Origin of the sequence: Micromonospora sp. CA-244673, from assembly GCF_050948395.1 — a bacterium.
GTDB lineage: Bacteria > Actinomycetota > Actinomycetes > Mycobacteriales > Micromonosporaceae > Micromonospora.
The window spans coordinates 4,600,108-4,622,313 of record NZ_CP192019.1 but is presented as its reverse complement, the minus strand read 5'-3'; the positions used below and the strand labels follow the sequence as shown (position 1 = coordinate 4,622,313).

General features: G+C 74.4%; 2 protein-coding genes (1 of these 2 only partly in view). Both read right to left on the bottom strand.

Annotation, left to right across the window (positions count from 1 at the left end; all coding sequences use genetic code 11):
• Nucleotides 1–598, bottom strand: the 5' end (the start) of a protein-coding gene (locus ACQP12_RS21435) for an SDR family NAD(P)-dependent oxidoreductase (RefSeq protein ID WP_433281410.1). It extends 11,009 nt beyond the left edge of the window; the window shows 598 of its 11,607 coding nt (coding positions 1–598); its start codon is at nucleotides 596–598; its stop codon lies off the left edge, out of view.
• Nucleotides 595–22,206 carry an SDR family NAD(P)-dependent oxidoreductase gene (locus ACQP12_RS21430; protein WP_433281407.1) on the bottom strand — a complete coding sequence of 7,204 codons (21,612 nt, stop codon included), beginning with the start codon at nucleotides 22,204–22,206 and terminating at the stop codon, nucleotides 595–597. The genes ACQP12_RS21435 and ACQP12_RS21430 overlap by 4 nt, the downstream gene beginning before the upstream one ends.

Genomic DNA, 22,206 nt, shown 5'->3' with positions numbered 1-22,206 from the left:
AGATGCGACCCGACACGACGCTCGCGATGTTGCCGGTGGCCAGAAACCCCTCGACGTCGGGGACCGCACCGGAGACGTGCTTGACGTAGTCCTGGCCGTTCGTCCCGACGAAGACGCCCGTGCTGCTGCTGCGAAGCCCGGCCGGATCGAGACCGGCACGTTCCAGGGTCTCCCAGGCAACCTCCAGCAGGATCCGCTGCTGCGGGTCGGTCGCCAGGGCCTCCCGGGGGCTGATGCCGAAGAAGTCGGCGTCGAACTGGTCGGCATCGGTGACGAACGCGCCGGTGCGGACGTAGGAGCTGCCAGGGTTGTCGGGATCGGGATCGTAGAGCCGGTCGGTGTCCCAGCCGCGGCCGGCCGGGAAGCCGGTCACGGCGTCCTGTCCCGCCACCAGCAGCTCCCACAACCGCTCCGGCGAGGTGCTGCCGGCCGGGAAACGGCAGCCCATGCCCACGATGGCGATGGGCTCCCGCGCCCGCTCCTCGTACTCGCGCAGGCGCCGCCTGGTCTGCCGCAGGTCGGTCGTGGCCCGCAGCAGGTAGTCGTGCAGCTTCTCCTGGCTGACCGTGACCTCGGCCCGCTGGGTTTTGGCGTTCATCGCAGCTCACCGCCCTGGTGGAGTCCGAGTTCGTTGTCGAGCACGTCGAAGAGCTCCTCGGTGGTCGCTGACAGCAGGTCGTCGTCGCCCGGTTCCGGGTTCCGGCTGCCGAGGCCGGCCAGCAGGGAACGCAGCCGCGCGGCCACGATCTCCTGCCCGGTGTCGCCGCCGGGGATCGCCGCGATCAGCGCCGCGAGTTCGTCGAGCTGGGCGAGCGCCCGGGCCGACGGGGCGACGACCGGGGGCGCCAGCCGGGTGTGCAGGTGCGCGGCGAGCGTGCCGACCGTCGGGTAGTCGAAGACCAGCGTCGCCGGTAGGCGCAGGCCGGTCTGGTGGTTGAGCCGGTTGCGCAGTTCCACCGCCGTGATCGAGTCGAAGCCGAGTTCCTTGAACGCCCGGTCCGCGTCGACCGACTGGCCGGAGGTGTGTCCGAGGACGGCGGCCACGTGGTCGCGTACCAGATCCTGCAGGACCTGTTCCCGCTCGCCCTCCGGCAGCTGCGCGACCCGGTCGACCAGCGCCGCCGGGTCGGCCGCCGGGCCGGCCGGCGCGGCCGGCACCAGCGGGGCGAGCAGCGGCGGGATCGACGCCCGCTGCGCCGCGTCCGGCGGTGTGGACAGGTCGAGCCGGGCGGCCACCAGCACCGGGGTGCCCGCACCGCCCATCACCCCGTCGAGGACGGCGAGGCCGTGCCGGACGGGCAGCGGCAGGATCCGCGAGCGGGCCATCCGGGCCCGGTCGGCGCTGCCCAGGTCACCGGCCATTCCGGCGTCGTGCGCCCACACCCCCCAGGCCACCGAGGTGCCGGGCAGGCCCGCCGCGCGCCGCTGCCCGGCCAGCGCGTCGAGGAAGGTGTTGGCGGCGGCGTAGTTGGCCTGGCCGGGGCTACCGAGCAGCCCCGCCGCCGAGGAGAAGAGCACGAACGCGGTCAGGTCCAGGTGCCGGGTCAGCCGGTGCAGGTTCCAGGCCGCGTCCACCTTGGGTCGCAGCACCCGCTCCACCTGCTCGCGGGTCAGCGTGGGCGCCAGGCCGCCGTCGTGGACGCCGGCCGCGTGGATGACCGCGGTGAGCGGCCGGTCCGCCGGGATGTCGGCGATCACCCGCGCCAGCGCCCGCTCGTCGGCCGTGTCGCACGCGGCGACGGTGACCTCGACGCCCAGTTCCCGCAGCTCCGCGGCCAGCTCGGGCGCCCCGGGCGCCGCCGGTCCGCGCCGGCTGACCAGCAGCAGGTGGCGGGCGCGGCGGCTCCGGGCCAGGTGCCGGGCGACGAGCTCACCGAGGGTGCCGGTGCCGCCGGTCACCAGGACGGTGCCACCGCCGTCGGGCGCCCGCTCCGGCTCGGGTACGTCGACAGCGGCCCGGACGAGTCGCGGACGCAGCGCCGTCCCGGCGCGCAGGCAGAGCTGCGGATCCTCCCCGGCCAGCGCGTCCGGCAGGGCCCGCGCGGACGCCTCGTCGTCGTCCAGGTCGATCAGCGTGATCCGTCCCGGGTTCTCCGACTGGGCGGTGGTGACCAGCCCCCAGGCGGCCGCGCCGGCCAGATCACGTACACCCTGGTCCGCGCCGGCGGCCACCGCGCCTCGGGTGACCACCGCCAGCCGGACGGCGGCCAACCGTTCGTCCGCGGACCAGTCGCGCAGCAGGGTGAGCAGCTCGTCGAGGACGAGTCGGACCCGCGCCGGCGGCTGCCCGTCCGGGGCGGCCGGGACCGGGACGATCAGCAGGTCGGGGGCGGGTCCGCCGCGCTCCAGACGGTCGCCCAGCACGGCGAGGGAGGCCAGGCGCTCGGCGCCGGGCAGGGCGCCGACGCTGTCCCGGCCGTCCGGGTCCAGCACGGCCCACCGGCCGGCGTCCACCGGCTCCCCGCGCCGGCCGTCGACCGGCTCCCCGCGCTGGCCGTCGACCGGCTCCCCGCGCTGGCCGTCGACCGGCTCCCCGCGCCGGCCGTCGACCGGTGTCCACTCCACTGCGAAGAGCGAGTCCGCCGGGATCCGGGTGGCCGCCGCGCCGAGCTGCGCGGCCCTCAGCGGCCGGGCGGTCATGGTGTCCACGGCCACCACCGGGGCGCCGGTCGAATCCCACGCGGTGAGCCGGACGGCGTCGGGGGCCGGGCGCTGGATGCGTACCCGCAGCGCGGCCGGGGCGTCGGCGTGCACCGACACGCCCCGCCAGGAGAAGGGCAGCATGACCGCGTCGTCGTCCGCGACGAGCGCGGCGGGGTGCAGGGCGGCGTCGAGCAGGGCCGGGTGGATGCGGTGGCCGCCCGGGCTGAGCGCGGCCGGCAGTTCCACCTCCGCGTAGACGTCGTCGTCGCGCCGCCACGCCCGGCGCAGGTTCCGGAACGCCGTCCCGTACGAGATGCCGGCCGCGTCGAGCCCGTCGTACAGGCCGGCGGTGTCGACCGGGGTGGCATCGGCGGGCGGCCACGACGCGGGCGCGGCGTCGACGTCGGCGGGTTCGCGGGTGAGGGTGCCGGTGGCGTGGGTGGTCCAGCCCGGCGCGGCGCTCACCCTGGAGCGCACGGCGACGGCACGGCTCCCGTCCACCTGCTCGGGTCCGACTTCGACGCGGAGGTGCAGGTCGCTGTCGGTGTCGAGGATCAGCGGGGTTTCGATGGTGAGGTCGGTTAGGTGGGGGTGTCCGGTGTGGTGGCCGGCGTGCAGGGCGAGGTCGACGTAGGCGGTGCCGGGTAGGAGGACGGTGTCGGTGACGGTGTGGTCGCGGATCCAGGGTTGCCGGTCGAGGGTGAGCCGGCCGGTGAAGAGGTGTCCCTGGTGGTCGGGGAGTTCGATGGCGGCGGCGAGGAGGGGGTGGCCGGCCGGGTCCTGGCCGAGGTCGCTGGCCTGGCTGATGGTGGCGGGTGCCTGCAGCCAGTAGCGCTGCCGTTGGAAGGGGTAGGTGGGTAGGTCGACCTGGGGTGTCGTCGCCGGGAGCCGCCAGTCGACGGGGAGGCCGTGGGTGTGTGCGGTGGCCAGGGCGGTGACGAGTTGGCCGGTGGTGTCGCGGCGCAGGGTGGGCAGGGCGATGATGTCGCGCTGATCGGCGGTGTCCTCGATTGGCTGGATGAGCACCGGGTGCGGGCTGACCTCGATGAAGGTGGTGTGGCCGTCACGCAGCAGGGCTTCGGTGGCGGCCTGGAACTGGACGGGGTGGCGGAGGTTGTCGTACCAGTAGTCGGCGGTCAGGGTGTCGGTGTCGATGCGGTCGCCGGTGAAGGTGGAGTAGAACGCGATGTCGGTTGCGGTCGGGGTGACACCGTCGAGGGCGGTGAGGATCTCGTCGCGCAGTGCTTCGACGTGCGGGGTGTGGGAGGCGTAGCCGACCGGCAGGATCCGGGCCGGGATGTCCTGCTCCTTGCAGTGGGCCACGATCGCCGCGACGGCGTCGGGGTCGCCCGCGATCACCGTGGCGTTGGGGCCGTTGACGGTGGCGATGTATGCCGGGGGAGTGGCGTCGGGTCCGTCGGCGGTGGCCGCGGGGCGGTCGGCGGTGGCGGCGGATTCGTTGGCGGTGGCCGCGGGGCGGTCGGCGGTGGCCGCGGGGCGGTCGACGGTGGCGTCGGGTCCGTCCCCGATGGCGGCGGATCCGTCGGCGGTGGCGGCGGGTCCGTTGACGGTGGCGGCGGATCCGTCGGCGGTGGCGGTGGGTTCGTTGACGGTGGTGAGGTGGGCTTTTCCGCGTCGCGCGGCGCGGCGGCTCTTCGTGCGGTCGTCGCCGGCGGTCGTGATGGTGTGCAGGAGTTCGGTGACCTGGTCGGCGGGCAGGGCGAGAGAGGCCATGTCACCTTGGCCGATCAGGGCCCGCAGCGCCTGGGCGCGTAATGCGACGACCTTGGCCGCGTCCGCCAGGGGCAGGGCGCCGGCGGCGCAGGCGGCGGCGATTTCGCCTTGGGAGTGGCCGATGACGGCGTCGGGGGTGATGCCGTGGTGTCGCCACACGGCGGCGAGGCCGGTCATGACGGCGAACAAAACGGGTTGCACCACGTCCACGCGGGTCAACCAGTCGGGGTCGTCGTCGTGCAGCACCTCGCGCAGGTCCCAGTCGACGTAGGGCCGTAGCGCGGTGGCGCAGGCGTCCAGGTGGGCGGCGAACACGTCGCTCTGTTCGGCCAGTTCGCGGCCCATGCCGAGCCATTGGCCGCCCTGGCCGGGGAAGACGAAAACGGTCCGGCCGGTGTGGGTGGCGGTGTGCTGGAGCAGGGCGGGGTGCGGCCGGTCGGTGGCGAGGGCGCGCAGTGCCTGGGTGGGGTCGTCGGTGGGGAGCACGGCGGCGCGTTCGGTGAAGGCGGTGCGGGTGGTGAGCAGGGCTGCGGCGACCGCGTCGGGGTCGAGGTCGGGGTGCTGGTCGAGGTGGGCGGCGAGGTTGGCGGCCTGGTCCCGCAGCGCGGCTGGGGTTTTCGCCGAGAGCAGCCAGGGCAGCGGGAGCGTTGCTTCTCCGGTCGTCGCGGGTGCCGCTTTCCCGTACCCCGCGGGCGCTGCTTCCCCGTTCGCTACGGCCGTCGCTTCGTCGTCCATCGTGGGCGCCGTGACCGGGGCCTGTTCGATGATGAGGTGGGCGTTGGTGCCGCTGATCCCGAAGGAGGAGACGCCGGCGCGGCGGGGCCGGTCATGGTCGGGCCACGCGGTGTTCTCGGTGAGCAGCGCGACGTCCCCGGTGTCCCAGTCCACGTGGGACGAGGGCGTGTCGACGTGCAGGGTCTTCGGCAGCGTTCCGTGGCGGATGGCCTGGACCATCTTGATGATCCCGGCGACGCCGGCGGCGGCCTGGGTGTGGCCGATGTTCGACTTGATCGACCCGAGCCAGAGCGGCTCGTCGCGGTCCTGCCCGTAGGTGGCCAGCAACGCCTGAGCTTCGATCGGGTCGCCCAGGGCCGTGCCGGTGCCGTGGGCTTCGACGGCGTCGACGTCGGTGGGGGTGAGGTTGGCGTTGGCCAGGGCCTGCTGGATCACTCGCTGCTGGGAGGGTCCGTTGGGGGCGGTCAGTCCGTTGCTGGCGCCGTCCTGGTTGACCGCCGAGCCACGGATGACGGCGAGTACCCGGTGGCCGTTGCGGCGGGCGTCCGACAGGCGTTCCAGCAGGATCAGTCCGGCGCCCTCGCCCCAGCCGGTGCCGTCCGCCGACTCGGCGAACGGCTTGCACCGCCCGTCCGGAGCAAGCCCGCGCTGCCGGCTGAACTCCACGAACGTGGTCGGCGTGGCCATGACGGTCACGCCGCCGGCCAGCGCGAGACTGCAGTCGCCGTTGCGCAGCGCCTGGATGGCGAGGTGGGTGGCGACCAGCGACGACGAGCACGCCGTGTCGATGGTGACCGCCGGCCCCTGCAGCCCGAGGGTGTACGCCAGGCGGCCGGAGGCGATGCTGCCCGCGCTGCCGTTGCCGAGGTAGCCCTCGTACCCGGCCGGAGCCTGGTTCTGCAGGCGGCTGGCGTAGTCGTTGTACATGACGCCGGTGAACACCCCGGTCGCGCTGGCGCGTAGCCGGTTCGGGTCGATGCCGGCCCGTTCCAGGGCTTCCCAGGCGGTTTCGAGGAGGAGTCGCTGTTGGGGGTCGGTGGCGGCGGCTTCGCGGGGGCTGATGCCGAAGAAGTCGTTGTCGAACTCGTCGGCGTGGTGCAGGAACCCGCCGTGCCGCGCGTACGTGGTGCCGGGGTGCTCGGGGTCGGGGTCGTACAGGCCGGTCAGGTCCCAGCCCCGGTTGGTCGGGAAGCCGCTGATCGCGTCGACACCGCCCGCGACCAGCTGCCACAGCTCCTCGGGTGAACCCACCCCGCCCGGGTAGCGGCAGGCCATCCCGACGATCGCGATCGGCTCGTCATCGGGTGCGCTGGCGGCGGCCGGCGCGACGGGGCCGGAAGCGGTCGGCGCGAACAGGGTCAGCAGGTGGTCGGCGAGGGCTTCGGCGGTGGGGTGGTCGAAGACCAGGGTGGCGGGCAGCCGCAGGCCGGTGGCGGTGGCGAGCTGGTTGCGCAGGTTCACGGCGGTGAGTGAGTCGAAGCCCAGGTCCCGGAAGGCCCGCCGTGGGTCGACGGCGTCCGCATCGGCGTGGCCGAGCACGGCCGCGACCTCGGTGCGGACCAGCTCTAGGAGGTGACGGGCCCGCTCGGTCTGGTCGAGGCCGGCGAGCCGGCCGGCGAGGCCACCGGCTGCGACGGCGGCGGCCCGCCGTTCCGGGGCGGGGTTGAGCAGGCGCAGGGCCGTGGGGGTGAGTTTGGCGGGGATGAGGGTGGGGTGGCCGGTGTGCAGGGCGGTGTCGAGCAGCCGCAGGGCCTCGTCGGTGGGCAGCGGAAGGATGCCCGCCTGTGCCATCCGGGCCTGGTCGGTGGTGTCGAGGGTGGCGGTGATGTCGCTGGTGTGGGCCCAGAGTCCCCAGGCGAGGCTGGTGGCGGGTAGGCCTGCGGTGTGGCGGTGGTGGGCGAGGGCGTCGAGGTAGGTGTTGGCGGCGGCGTAGTTGGCTTGTCCGGGGCTGCCGAGGGTGCCTGCGGCCGACGAGTAGAGGACGAACGCGGCGAGGTTGAGGTCGAGGGTGGCGTGGTGCAGGTGCCAGGCGGCGTCGACTTTGGGCTTTAGGACGGTGTGGATCTGTTCCGGGGTGAGGGTGGTGAGGGTGGCGTCGTCGGTGGTGCCGGCGGTGTGGAACACGGCGGTGAGGGGTTGTTCGGCGGGGACGCCGGCGAGGAGTGATTGCACCTGGTCGGGGTCGGTGGTGTCGCAGGCGGTGATGGTGACGGTGGCGCCGAGGTCTTGCAGGCGGGTGGCCAGTTCGGGGGCTCCGGGGGCGCCGGGGCCGCGGCGGCTGGCGAGCAGCAGGTGCCGGGCGCGGCCGGTGGTGGTGAGGTGTTCGGCGAGCAGGGCGCCGAGCGTGCCGGTGCCACCGGTGATCAGGACCGTTCCCTCCGGATCCCACGCGGCGGCACCGCCGTCCCCGGCGGCCGTGGCGCTCATCCGGGCCACCCGCGGAACGAACAGCGCGCCGTCGCGGACGGCCAGTTGAGGCCGGCCGGTGGCGGCGGCCGCCGCGAGCAGTTCGTCGCCGGCCAGGTCGCTGTCGACGAGAGTCACCCGCTCCGGGTTCTCCGACTGCGCCGAGCGGACGAGCCCCCACAGCGCCGCCGCGGGCAGGTCGGTGACGGCGTCGCCCGGCCGCACGGCGAGCGCGCCGCGGGTCACGACGACCAGGCGGCTCGCCGCGGCCCGGTCGTCGGACAACCAGCGGCGCAGGGCCGCCAGGGTACGGTCCACCAGGTCATGCGTCCCGGCGATGACCTCCTGACGCGGCGTCGTGGGGCGCACGACCACCACCGCCGGGACCGGCTCCGGGCGGTCGAGCAGGTCGTCGAGGCCCGGCAGGTCGACGGCCGGCGGCACCGCTGCCGGAGCCGGCGTCGGCACCGGAACCCATGTGGTCCGGTAGAGGGCGGCGGCATGCGGGTCGATGTCGCCCGTGGACGCGGCACGCAGCGTCAGCCGCCCGATCCGCACGGCAGGAGCACCGGCTGGGTCCACGGCATCCACGGCGACGCTCTCCGGTGCCGTACGGGTGAGCCGGACCCGCAGCGAACGGGACCCTCCGGCGGGCAGCGAGACGTCCGACCATTCGAACGGCAGCCGTACGCCCCGGTCGGCGTCATCGAGCAGGACGAGGGGATGCAGGGCGGCGTCGAGCAGGGCCGGGTGGATGCCGTACCCGGCGCTGGCGAGGTCCTCCGGCACCTCGACCTCGGCGTAGACCGTCCCGCCGTCCCGCCAGGCGGCCCGTACGCCCCGGAACGCGCGCCCGTAGTCCACGCCCGCATCGGCGAACCCCGTGTACATCAGCTCGACGTCGATGGGCGTGGCGCCGGCGGGCGGCCAGGCCGGGAACGGATCGGCCGCCACCACTGACCCGTACGACAGTCCACCGGTCGCGTGCACGGCCCACTCGCCGTCCGGGTCGTCCTGGGCGCGGGAACTGATCACCAGGGACGCCTGTCCCGACTCCCCGGCCGGCCCGACCTCGACCCGCAACTGCCGGCTCGTGTCGGGGTCGAGGGCGAGGGGGGTCTCGATGGTGAGGTCGTCCAGGTGGGGGTGTCCGGTGTGGTGGCCGGCGTACAGGGCGAGGTCGACGAAGGCGGTGCCGGGTAGCAGGGTGGTGCCGGCGATGGTGTGGTCGGCGAGCCAGGGGTGGGTGGCGGTGGAGATCCGGCCGGTGTAGAGGTGTCCCCGCTGGTGGGGGAGTTCGATGGCGGCACCGAGGAGGGGATGCCCGGCGCTGCTGAGGCCGAGGTCGGTGGCGTCGGTGACGGTGGCGTCGGCGTGCAGCCAGTAGCGCCGGTGCTGGAACGGGTAGGTGGGCAGCGGCACCGGCGGGACCGGGCCGGCGGGGAGCAGGGGTGTCCAGTCGACGTCGATGCCGCTGGTGTGGGCGGTGGCCAGGGCGGTGAGCAGTGTCGTGGTGCCGTCGTGTCCGCGCTGCTGGGTGGCGATGGTGGTGGCGTCGGTGAGGGTTTCCTGGGTGAGGGTGCTCAGTGTCGCGTCGGGTCCGACTTCGATGTAGTGGGTGACGCCCAGGCTGTGCAGGGTTTCGGTGCCGGTTGTGTAGGACACCGTCTCGCGGATGTGGCGGGTCCAGTAGTCGGGGTCGGCGAGTTGCTCGTGGGTGGCGAGGTGTCCGGTCAGGTTGGACGCGATGGGCAGCGCCGCCGGGTGGTAGGTGATCTGCGCTGCGGCGGTCCGGAAGTCGTCGAGGATCGGGTCGGTGTGTGCGGAGTGGAAGGCGTGGGCGACGTGCAGCTTCCGGGCGCGGATGCCGTCGGCGGTGAGCTGCGCGGCGATGGTGTCGATGGTGTCGGTGTTGCCGGCGAGGACGAGTGAGGTGGGGCTGTTGTGTCCGGCCAGGCTCACGTCGGGGTGGGTGTCGAGGATCGGTTGGATGTGGTTCAGGGGTGCGGTGACGGCGAGCATCGCGCCGGCGGGCATGGCGTGCATGAGTCGGGCGCGGGTGGTGACGAGGCTTGCGGCGTCGTCAAGATCCAGGACGCCGGCGACGTGCGCGGCGGTGAGTTCGCCGATGGAGTGCCCGATGAGGTGGTCCGGTCGGACTCCGAAGCTGTCGAGGAGCCGGACCATGGCGGTTTCGGCGGCGAACAGGGCCGGCTGGGTGTAGAGCGTCTGCCCGAGCAGGTCAGTGTGCTCGCCCGCCATGACCTCGCGCAGTGAATGTTCCAGGTGCGGGTCCACCGCGGCGCAGACCTCGTCGAGGGCGGCGGCGTAGACCGGGAAGCGGGCGTACAGGTCGGCGGTCATGCCGGGGTGTTGGGCGCCCTGGCCGGTGAAGAGGAACGCCACCTTCCCGCCGCGGGCGGTGGTGCCGCTCAGCAGGTTCGGGTGCGAGCCGCCGGTGGCGAGGGCGTGCAGGGCGGCGATGAGGTCGGCGGCGGTGTGCGGCTCGTTGTCGGGTGTGCCGGGCGGGGGGACGATCGCCGCCCGGTGGGTGAACGTGGCCCGGGTGGTGGCGAGGGCGTGCGCGATGGTGGCCGGTTCCAGCTCGGGGTGTTCGTCGAGGTGCGCGGCCAGCCGGGCGGCCTGGGCGCGCAGCGCGGCCGGCGCCTTCGCCGACAACAGCCACGGTGGGACGAGGCCCGGCGCGTCACCGCCCGCAGCCGACCGGCCGGCCTTCGCCGTCGCGTCCGGGGCCGCTGCCTCGGCCGCTGCCAAGCCGGTTGCTGCCGAGCCGGCCGCGGTCGGTCGGCCTGCCTCGGGGTCGCCGCCGGTCGGATCGGGGGTGGGGGCCTCTTCGATGATGACGTGGGCGTTGGTGCCGCTGATGCCGAAGGAGGAGACGGCGGCGCGGCGGGGCCGGTCGTGGTCGGGCCAGGGGGTGTTCTCGGTGAGCAGGGCGACCGCGCCGGCCGACCAGTCCACATGCGTCGACGGCGCGTCGACGTGCAACGTCTTCGGCAGCTCGCCGTGTCGTAGCGCCTGGACCATCTTGATGATCCCGGCGACGCCGGCGGCGGCCTGGGTGTGCCCGATGTTGGACTTGATCGACCCGAGCCAGAGCGGTTCGGTCCGGTCCTGCCCATAGGTGGCCAGCAGCGACTGCGCTTCTATCGGATCGCCGAGGGTCGTACCCGTGCCGTGTGCCTCGACGGCGTCGATGTCGGTGGGGGTGAGGCGGGCGTTGGCCAGGGCCTGGCGAATGACCCGCTGCTGGGCGGGCCCGTTGGGGGCGGTCAACCCGTTGCTGGCGCCGTCCTGGTTGACCGCCGACCCGCGGATGACCGCGAGGATCGGGTGGCCGTTGCGCTGGGCGTCCGACAGCCGCTCCAGCAGGATGAGGCCCACCCCTTCGCTCCAGCCCGTGCCGTCGGCGGAGTCCGCGAAGGACTTGCACCGCCCGTCGGCGGCCAGCCCGCGCTGGCGGGCGAACTCGATGAACGTGCCGGGGGTGGCCATCACGGTCGCCCCGCCGGCCAGGGCGAGCGTGCAGTCGCCGTTGCGCAGGGCCTGGATGGCGAGGTGGGCGGTGACCAGGCTCGACGAGCAGGCGGTGTCGACGGTGAGCGCCGGCCCCTGCAACCCCAGTGTGTACGCGAGCCGCCCGGAGGCGATGCTGCCGGCGTTGCCGTTGCTGAGGTGACCCTCGTAGTCGGCGGGCGTGTGTTGCAGGCGGGCGCCGTAGTCGCCGTACATGATGCCGGTGAACACGCCGGTGTCGCTGTGCCGCAGGGCGTGCGGGTTGATGCCGGCGCTCTCGATGGTCTCCCAGGCGGTCTCCAGCAGCAGCCGGTGCTGCGGGTCGGTCGCGGCGGCGTCGCGCGGGCTGAGGCCGAAGAAGTCGGCGTCGAAGGCGTCGGCGTCGTGCAGGAAGCCGCCGTGGCGGGTGTAGGTGGTGCCGGGGTGGTCGGGGTCGGGGTGGTGCAGGCGGTCGAGGTGCCAGCCGCGGTTGGTGGGGAACTCGCTGATGGCGTCGACCCCGCCGGCGACGAGCTGCCACAGCTGCTCGGGGGAGGCGACCCCGCCGGGATAGCGGCAGGCCATGCCGACGATGGCGACAGGTTCGTCGACCGGCGCGGTGGTGGCGGTGGCCGGGTCGCTGGCCGGCCGGCCCGCGGGGGCCAGTCCGGCGAGCAGGTGGGTGGCGAGGGCGTCCGCGGTGGGGTGGTCGAAGATCAGGGTGGCGGGCAGGCGCAGGCCGGTGGCCGCGGTGAGCCGGTTGCGCAGGTCCACGGCGGTGAGCGAGTCGAACCCGAGGTCCTTGAACGCCCGGTCGGGCTCGACGTCGTCGGCGTCGGCGTGGCCGAGCACCGCGGCGACCTCGGTGCGGACCAGCCGGGACAGCATCCGTGCCTGCCCGGCGCGGTCCAGCCCGGCCAACACACCGGCCAGGCCGGTGGCGTCGGCGGTGGTCGCCGTGCTGGGCCGAACCCGGGACGGCCGGAGCGCGGGCAGGGTCCGCGCGTCCAGGTCGGCCGCCACGAGCAGCGGCCGCCCGTCCGCCAGCGCGGCGTCGAGCAGGGCGAGGCCCGCCGCGTCGGTCAGCGGCCGTACACCGTGGCGGGCGGCCCGGGACCGGTCCCGCGCGTCGAGGTGCCGGGTGATGCCGGTCTCCCGCTCCCACAGGCCCCAGGCGAGGGAGGTGCCCGGCAGGCCGCGGGCCGCGCGGTGCTGCGCCAGGGCGTCCAGGAAGGCGTTCGCCGCGGCGTAGTTGCCCTGCCCGGCGCTGCCGAGCGTGCCGGCCACCGAGGAGTACGTGACGAACGCGGCGAGGGGCAGCTCCGCCGTCGCCCGGTGCAGGTGCCACGCCCCGGCCACCTTCGGGGCCAGCACCCGGTCCAGCTGCGCGCCGGTGAGGGTGTGCAGCGCCGCGTCGTCGACCACCCCGGCGGTGTGGAAGACGGCCGTGAGCGGGTGCCCGGTCGGGATGCCGGCGACCAGGGCGGCCACCGCCTCCGGGTCGGTGACGTCGCACGCCGCGACGGTCACCTCGGCGCCCGCCTCGGCCAGCCGGTCGAGCAGGTCACCGGCGCCGTCGCCGCCACGCCGGCTCGCCAGCAGCAGCCGCCGGGCCCGGCCGGTCGCCGCGAGATGCTGGGCCAGCAGCGCACCCAGTCCGCCCGTACCGCCGGTGATGAGGACCGTGCCCTCCGGGTCCAGGCCGGCGTCGGCGCCGGTGCCCGGCAGCGTTCGGGTGAGCCGCGGCCGGAGCGCCCTGCCCTCGCGCAGGGCCAACTCCGGCTCGCCGGTGGCGATGGCGTCCGGCAGGGCGGCCCGGCTGGCCGGGTCGGCGTCCCAGTCGACGAGGACGAAACGTCCCGGGTGTTCGACCTGCGCCGAGCGGACCAGCCCTCGCACGGCCGCCCCGGCCAGATCGGCGACCTCGTCGTGCGGGGTCGCGGCGACCGCGCCGGTGGTCAGGACCACCAGGCGGCCGGCGCCGCACCGGTCGTCGGCCAGCCAGCGCCGCAGCAGCGCGAGGGTCTCGTTGGCCAGCGCCGCGACGCCGTCCGGTCCGGCCCCGCCGGCGACGGCCAGGACGACGACCTCGTCGGGCGCGGCGTCCGCGTCGAGCAACCGGTCGAGTCCCGCCGGGTCGAGGATCGGGTACGCCGTGGTTCCGGCCGAGCGGGCCACGTCGACGGCCGTCCACGCCACCGTGAACAGACCGGCCGCGTCGCGGCGGGCGGTCTCGGGCAGCGGCCGGAGGGTCAGCGATTCGACGTCGACGACGGGCGTGCCGGCCGGGTCGGTGGCGCGCACGGTCACCGCGTCTTCGCTGATCCGGCGGAAGTGCACCCGCAGGGTGGTGGCGTCGGTGGCGTGCAGGGCGACGCCCGACCAGGCGAACGGGAGGCGTAACCCGCCGTCTTCCGTGGTGAGGGCGAGCGGGTGCAGGGCGGCGTCGAGGAGGGCGGGGTGGATCCCGTACCCGCTGGTGATGACCTCCTCGGGAAGCCGCACCTCGGCGTAAATGGTGTCGGCGGAGCGCCACGCGGCCCGCAGGCCCTGGAAGGCGGGCCCGTAGTCGACGCCCGTGCCGGCCAGCGCGGCGTACAGGCCGGTCACGTCCACGGCGACCGCGCCGGCGGGCGGCCACGGCGCCGGCTCGCGCGCGCCGGCCGGCCCGCCCCGGGCGGTCAGGGTGCCGGTGGCGACCACCCGCCAGGTCGGGTCGGTGGCGTACCGGGTCCGGAAGGTGACGGCCCGCCGGTTGTCCCGGTCGGGGGTGCCGACGTGGATCTGGAGCGGGACGTGCGGCGTGTGGGCGTCGAGGACCAGCGGCGCCTCGATGGTGAGGTCGTCCAGGTACGGGTGCCCGGCGAGGTGCCCGGTGTGCAGGGCGAGGTCGACGAACGCGCTGCCGGGGAGCAGAACGCTGCCGGCGATGGCGTGGTCGCGCAGCCAGGGATGGGCGTCGAGGGTCAGCTGGGTGGTGTAGAGGTGCCCCTGGTCGTCGGGGAGTTCGATGGCGGCGCCGAGGAGTGGGTGCCCGGCGCTGCTCAGTCCCAGGTCCGCCGGCTCGGTCAGGGTGGTCCCGTGGTACAGCCAGTACCGCTGGTGCTGGAACGGGTAGGTGGGCAGTGGGACCGGCGGGACCGGGCCGGCGGGGAGCAGCGGTGACCAGTCCACGCCGACGCCGCTGGTGTGGGCGGTGGCGAGGGTGGTGAGCAGCGTTGTGGTGCCGTCGTGTCCGCGCTGCTGGGTGGGGAGGGCGGTGATGTCGGTGAGGGTTTCCTGGGTGAGGGTGGTGAGGGTGGCGTCGGGGCCGACTTCGATGTAGTGGGTGACGCCCAGGTCGTGCAGGGTTCGGGTGCCTTCGGTGTAGTTGACGGTTTCGCGGATGTGGCGGGTCCAGTAGTCGGGGTCGGACAGTTGCTCGTCGGTGGCGATCTGTCCGGTCAGGTTGGACACGATGGGCAGCGAAGCCGGGTGGTAGGTGATCTGCGCTGCGGCGGTGCGGAAGTCGTCGAGGATCGGGTCGGTGTGTGCGGAGTGGAAGGCGTGCGCGACGTGCAGCTTCCGGGCTCGCATCCCGTCCGCCGCCAGGTGACTGGCGATCGACTCGATGTCGTCGGTGTCGCCGGCCAGCACCAGCGAGGTGGGGCTGTTGTGCCCGGCCAGGCTGACGTCCGGATTTGCGTCCAGGAGGGGTTGGATGCGGTCCAGGGGTGCGGTGACGGCGAGCATGGCCCCAGGCGGCATGGCGTGCATGAGCCGGGCCCGGGTGGCGATGAGCTGGGCGGCGTCGTCAAGGTCGAGGACGCCGGCGACGTGCGCGGCGGTGAGTTCGCCGATGGAGTGACCGATGAGGAAGTCCGGTCGCACCCCGAAGCTGTCGAGCAGCCGGACCATGGCGGTCTCGGCGGCGAACAGGGCCGGCTGGGTGTAGAGCGTCTGCCCGAGCAGGTCGGTGTGCTCGCCGCACATGACCTCCCGCAGCGGGTGGTCCAGGTGCGGGTCCACCGCGGCGCAGACCTCGTCCAGAGCGGCGGCGTAGACCGGGAAGCGGGCGTAGAGGTCGGCGGTCATGCCGGGGTGCTGGGCGCCCTGGCCGGTGAAGAGGAACGCCACCTTGCCGTCGCGCGCGGATCCGTGTACCAGGCCGGGGTGTGGCTCCCGGGCGGCCAGGGCGTGCAGCGCGGTGATCAGGTCGGCGGTGGTGTGCGGCTCGCCGTCCGGGCTGGCCGGCGGTGGGATGACGGCGGCCCGGTGGGTGAACGTGGCCCGGGTGGTGGCGAGGGCGTGCGCGACGGTGGCCGGTTCCAGCTCGGGGTGCTCGTCGAGGTGCGCGGCCAGCCGGGCGGCTTGGTCCCGCAGGGCCGCCGGCGTCCGCGCCGACAGCAGCCACGGCATGGGTGCGGGCGTCCGGACCGGCGCCGGGGCTTCGGTCGGCGGCGCCTCCTCGATGATCAGGTGGGCGTTGGTGCCGCTGATGCCGAACGACGACACGGCGGCGCGGCGGGGCCGGTCGCGGTCGGGCCAGGTGGTGTTCTCGGTGAGCAGTGCGACCGCGCCGGTCGACCAGTCCACATGCGACGTGGGCGCGTCGACGTGCAACGTCTTCGGCAGCTCGCCGTGTCGTAGCGCCTGGACCATCTTGATGATCCCGGCCACGCCGGCCGCGGCCTGGGTGTGCCCGATGTTCGACTTGACCGACCCGAGCCACAACGGCTCGTCGCGGTCCTGCCCGTACGTGGCCAGCAGCGCCTGGGCTTCGATGGGATCACCGAGGGTGGTGCCGGTGCCGTGGGCTTCGACGGCGTCGACGTCGGTGGGGGTGAGGCGGGCGTTGGCCAGGGCCTGGTGGATGACCCGCTGCTGGGCGGGCCCGTTGGGGGCGGTCAACCCGTTGCTGGCGCCGTCCTGGTTGACCGCCGACCCGCGGATGACGGCGAGGATCTGGTGGCCGTTGCGGCGGGCGTCCGACAGCCGCTCCAGCAGGACGAGGCCCACCCCCTCACCCCAGCCGGTGCCGTCCGCCGACTCGGCGAACGACTTGCACCGCCCGTCGGCGGCCAGGCCCCGCTGCCGGGCGAACTCCACGAAGATCTTCGGCGTGGCCATCACCGTGGCGCCCCCCGCGAGCGCCAGGGTGCATTCGCCGTTGCGCAGGGCCTGCATGGCGAGGTGGGTGGCGACCAGCGACGACGAGCAGGCGGTGTCGACGGTCAGCGCGGGCCCTTCGAGACCGAGCGCGTAGGCGAGCCGGCCGGAGGCGACGCTGGTGGTGTTGCCGGTGAGCAGGTAGCCGGCGACCTCCGCGGGCGGCGCCAGCGCGGCCGGCGCGTACTCCTGGGAGACCACGCCCGCGAACACGCCGGTGGCCGTGCCGCGCAGGCTGGTGGGCTCGATCCCCGCCCGTTCCAGGACCTCCCACGCCGTCTCCAGCAGCAGCCGCTGCTGCGGGTCCGTCGCCAGGGCCTCCCGCGGGCTGATCCCGAAGAACTCCGCGTCGAACAGGCCGGCGTCGCGGAGGAAGCCACCCTCCCGGGCGTACGTGGTGCCGGGCCGGTCCGGGTCGGGATCGTGCAGGGTCGTGAGGTCCCAGCCGCGATCGGTCGGGAAGCCGGCCATCGCGTCGACCCCGCCGCGTACCAGCTGCCACAACCGTTCCGGAGAGTCCACTCCACCGGGGAAGCGGCAGGCCATGCCGACGATGGCGATCGGCTCGTCGGCGACCGCCGGCGCGGCGGCGGTGGCGCTCGGCGCGGGTGCCGGCGCCGGCGACAGCAGCGTGCCGAGGTGCCGGGCCAGCGCCAGCGGCGTGGGATGGTCGAACACGAGCGTGGTGGGCAGCTTCCACCCGGTCAGGGCGGTGAGCCGGTTACGCAGCTCGACGGCGGTGACCGACTCCAGACCCAGCTCCTTGAACGGCTGCTGCGCCGGCACGGCCGCGGCATCCGAGTGCCCGAGCACGACGGCGACCTGGGCCCGGACGAGGTCCAGCAGCTGCGCGTCCCGCTCGTCGCCGGTCAGGCCGGCGAGCCGGTGCGCGATCCCGGCCGGGCCGTCGGGGCCCGCCGCGGGCCGGGCCGCCGCCGGGACCAGACCGCGCAGCAGCGGGGGCAGGTTGCCCGTCTCGGCCCGCGCGCGGAGTGCCGGTCGGTGCCATCGCGTCGGTACGACGGTCGGGGCGCCCCCGTCGAGCGCGGCGTCCAGCATCGCCAGCGCCTCGTCGGTGGGCAGCGGGAGCAGCCCGCCCCGGGCGAGCCGCTCGTGGTCGGCGTCGTCGAGGTGACCGGTCATGCCGCTGGCCTGTGCCCAGAAGCCCCAGGCCAGGCTGAGCGCGGGCCGGCCGTGCGCGGCCCGGTGCTCCGCGAGCGCGTCGAGGAAGGTGTTCGCCGCCGCGTAGTTGGCCTGCCCGGCGGCGCCGAGGGTGCCGGCGATCGACGAGTAGAGCACGAACGCCGCCAGCTCAAGGTGCTCGGTGGCGCGGTGCAGGTGCCAGGCCGCGTCGACCTTGGGCCGCAGCACGGCGTGCACCTGCTCGGCGGTGAGCCCCGTGAGCACAGCGTCGTCGAGGACGCCGGCGGTGTGGAACACGGCCGTGAGCGGATGCGCCTCGGGTACCCCGTCGACCAGCGCGGTCACCGACTCCTCGTCGGCGGTGTCGCACGCCACCACCGTCGCTTCGGCGCCCAGCTCCCGCAGCCGGGCCACCAGCTCGGTCGCGCCCGGGGTGTCGGCGCCCCGCCGGCCAACCAGCAGCAGGCGCCGGGCCCGCCCGGTGGCCGCCAGGTGGGTGGCGAGCAGACCGCCCAGGGTGCCCGTACCACCGGTGATGAGGACCGTGCCGTCCGGGGAGAGCGGGGCGGTCACGCGGCCCGGCGCCGGCGCGACCGGCGCCAGGCGCGGGGCGAGCAGCCGGCCGTCGCGGAGCGCGACCTGCGGTTCGCCGGAACCGACTGCCGCCGCGAGGGCGGCCTCGCTCGCCGCCGTCCCGTCGCTGTCCACCAGGACGAACCGGTCGGCGTGCTCGGTCTGGGCGGCCCGCAGCAGCCCCCACAACGCGGCGGCCGCCAGGTCGGTCGCGTCCTCACCGTCGCGGACGGCGACGGCGTTGCGGGTGAGCACCACCAGGCGGCAGCCCTCCAGGTCGGGCTCGCCCAACCAGCCCTGCAGGACGGCCAGCATGCGCGCCACCGCGTCGTGCGTGCCGGCCACCGGGTCGCCGCCGGTCGCCGGCGGATACACCACCACGTCGGGGGCGTTCATCGAGGTACGCAGCAGGTCGGCGAGCCCGTCCTCGTCGACCACCTCGTACCCGTCGGTGCCTGGTGCGGCCGCGACGGGCTCCCAGACCACCCGGTGCAGCGGGGCGGCCCGCAGCGCGGTGGCGTCCAGCGGCCGGGTGTCGAGTCGCTCGACGTCCAGGACCGGCGCGCCCTGCGGCGTCGTGGCCCGTAGGCCGACCGCGCCCGGCCCGGTGCGGGTGAGCGTGACCCGCAGCGCGGTCGACCCGGTGGCGTGCACCGTGACCCCGGTGAACGCGAACGGCACCTCCACCCTGTCGCTGGTACGCAGCGCGGCGCCCACGTGGATCGCCGCGTCCAGCAGGGCCGGGTGGATGCCGTAGCCGGCGGGATCGGCGTCCGGGTCCAGCGCGACGTCGGCGTGGACGCTCTCTCCGTCCCGCCACGCCCGGACCACGTTGCGGAACGCGGGGCCGTAGCGCAGGCCGAGATCGTCCAGGCCGGCGTAGAACGCGGCCACGTCGACCGGCTCCGCCGAGGGCGACGGCCCCGGGAGGACCGGGACGGGCGCCGGGCCCGGCGCGGCGGTGAGCAGGCCGGTGGCGTGCCGGGTCCACGGCTCGTCCGGGTGCCCCTCAGGCCGGGTGCTGATCGTGATGGCGCTGCCGTCCTCGGCCGGCCGGCCGACCTCCACCCGCAGGTGCAGCGGGTCGGCCTCGGGCAGGGTCAGCGGCGCGTGGACGGCCAGGTCCCGCAGGTGTGGCCTACCGGCCTCGGTCCCGCAGTGCAGGGCCACGTCGACCAGGGCCGCGGCGGGCAGGATCCGCTGGTCACCCACCGTGTGGTCGTTCGTCCACGGCTGGTCGTCCACGGTGATCCGCCCGGTGAAGACCCGCGTGCCGTCCTCGGTGGTGATCGTCGCGGCGAGCAGCGGGTGCCCCGCGGCGGACTGGCCGTGGTGGGCCGGCGTCGACGCCACCGGCACCGGGTCGAGCCAGTAGCGCTGGTGCTGGAAGGGGTAGGTCGGTAGCGGGAGGTGGGTCCGCGGCGTCGGGAGGTGCCAGTTGACGGTGAGGCCGTGGGTGTGGGCGGTGGCGAGGGCGTGCAGGAATTGGCGGTGGCTGTTGTGGTCGCGTTTGAGGGTGGCGTAGGCCCGCGGTTCGTCGGTGCTGTCCCAGGTGTCGAAGGTTTGTTGGAGGGTGGGGGTGAGGATCGGGTGGGGGGTGGCTTCGATGTAGGTGAGGTGTCCGTCGGTGAGCAGGGCCTTGGTGGCGGTGTGGAGTTGGACTGGTTGGCGGAGGTTGTCGTACCAGTAGTCGGCGGTGAGTTCGGTGGTGTCGAGTGGGCCGCCGGTGACGGTGGAGTAGAAGGCGGTCTGCGAGGGCCGGGGTGCGATGGTGTCGAGTTCGGTGAGGAGGGTGTCGCGCAGGGGTTCGATGTGGGGGGTGTGGGAGGCGTAGTTGACGGCGATGAGGCGGGCTCGGACGTTCTGGTTCTGCAGGGTGTCGACGAGTGCCTGCACTTGGGTGGTGTTGCCGGCGATGACGGTGGTGGTGGGGCTGTTGTGGGCGGCGATGTGCAGGTCGTCGTGCCCGGTGAGCAGGGGGGTGACCTGGTCGGCGGGTAGGGGGATGGAGGCCATGGTGCCGGTGCCGTGCAGCGTGGTGATCTGGCCGGCGCGGGCGGCGGTGATGGTGATCGCGTCTTCGAGGGTCAGTGCGCCGGCGTGGTAGGCGGCGGCGATTTCTCCTTGGGAGTGGCCGAGGACGGCGTCGGGGGTGATGCCGTGGTGGTGCCAGAGGGCGGCGAGGCCGGTCATGACGGCGAAGAGGGTGATCTGGGTGGTGTCGTCGCGGTCCAGCGGTGTGCCGCTGGTCAGCGTCTCCGCGATCGACCAGTCGAGGCCGTGGGTGGTGAGGGCGGTGTCGCAGGCGTGGATGTGGGCGGCGAAGACGGGGTGGGTGAGCAGTTCGCGGGCCATGGCGGGGTGTTGGGAGCCTTGGCCGGCGAAGATGAGGGCGATGCGGCCGGGGTCGGTGGCGTGGCCGGTGACGACCTCGGGGTGCGGCTGGTCGTCGGCGAGCTGACGCAGCGCGTCCATGGCGTGCGTGTGGTTCGTCGTGACGACGACGGCGCGGTGGTCGAGATGGGCGCGCTGGTGGGCGAGCGCCCCGGCCAGGTCGCTCAGCGGTGTGTCGGGGTGGGTCCTGAGGTGGGCGGCGAGGCGGGCGGCCTGAGCCCGCAGCGCGGCCCGGGTCTTGCCCGAGAGCAGCAGCGGCACGGGCACGGCGTCCGCGTCGACGCCGGCCGGAGCGACCTCCTGCTCGGCTCCCGTTCCGCTCGCGGTTCCGGCCGTGGTGCCGTTCGTGGCTGCGGCTGCGCTCGTGGCCACGACCTCGGCCACGGTTCCGGCCCTGGTCCCGTTCGTGGCTGCGGCTGCGCTCCTGGCCGCAACCTCGGTCCCGACGACGGGCCTCCCGGTGTCGGTGGGGGGTGCTTCGAGGATGAGGTGGGCGTTGGTGCCGGAGAGGCCGAAGGAGGAGATGGCGGCGCGGCGGGGCCGGTCGGGGTGTGCGGGCCAGGGGCGGGCGTCGGTGAGTAGCGCGACGCGTGCGGTGTCCCAGTTGACGTGGCTGCTGGGGGTGTCGACGTGCAGGGTTTTGGGGAGCTGGCCGTGGTGTAGGGCTTGGATCATTTTGATGATGGCGGCGACGCCGGCGGCGGCTTGGGTGTGTCCGAGGTTGGATTTGATGGAGCCGAGCCACAGGGGTTGGTCGTTGGGGCGGTGGCGGCCGTAGGTGGCCAGGAGTGCTTGGGCTTCGATGGGGTCGCCGAGGGTGGTGCCGGTGCCGTGGGCTTCGACGGCGTCGATGTCGGTGGGGGTGAGGCCGGCGTTGGTGAGGGCGTGGTGGATGACGCGTTGTTGGGCGGGGCCGTTGGGGGCGGTGAGTTGGCTGCTGGCGCCGTCCTGGTTGATGGCGGATCCGGCGATGAGGGCGTGGATGGGTAGGTGATGTTCGTGGGCGTAGGACAGTCGGGTGAGCAGGAGCAGTCCGACGCCTTCGCCCCAGACGGTGCCGTCGGCGGCCTCGGCGAATGCCCGGCACCGGCCGGTGGGCGACAGCGCCCGCTGCCGGCTGAACTCCACGAACGAGCCGGGCGTGGCCATCACCGTCGCGCCACCGGCGAGCGCCATCTCGCACTCGCCCTTGCGCAGTGACTGCGCGGCCAGGTGCACGGAGACCAGGGAGGAGGAGCAGGCGGTGTCCACGGTGATCGCCGGACCTTCGAGGCCGAACGTGTACGCCACCCGCCCGGAGGCGATGCTCGGCGCGCTGCCGCTGCCGACCAGGCCCTCGAAGCCCGCGGGGATGTCCGGGAGCAGGCGGAACCCGTAGTCCGCCACCATGATGCCGGCGAAGACACCGGTGCTGCTGCCGCGTACCGCCGTCGGATCGAGACCGGCCCGTTCGAACGCCTCCCACGCCGTCTCCAGCAGCAGCCGCTGCTGGGGGTCCATGGTCATCGCCTCGCGCGGGCTGATGCCGAACAGCTCCGGATCGAACTCGCCCGCCGCGTCGACGAAGCCGCCCTCGCGGACGTACGTGTGCCCGGCCGCGTCCGGGTCCGGGTCGTACAACGCCTCGACGTCCCAGCCCCGGTCGGTGGGGAACCCGGAGATCGCGTCCCGGCCGTCGGCCAGCAGCCGCCACAACTCCTCCGGCGACCGCACCCCACCGGGCAACCGGCACGCCATCCCGACCACCGCGATCGGCTCGCGCGCCACCGCCTCCACATCGACCAGACGCTGCCGCGTCTGCTGCAACTCCGCCGTCGCCCGCCGCAGATACGCCCGCAGCTTTTCCTCATTCGCGGTACCGTCCGTCGGCGCGCCCTGGCTCATTGCGGGATCGCTCCTCACCGTTGGCGTCAT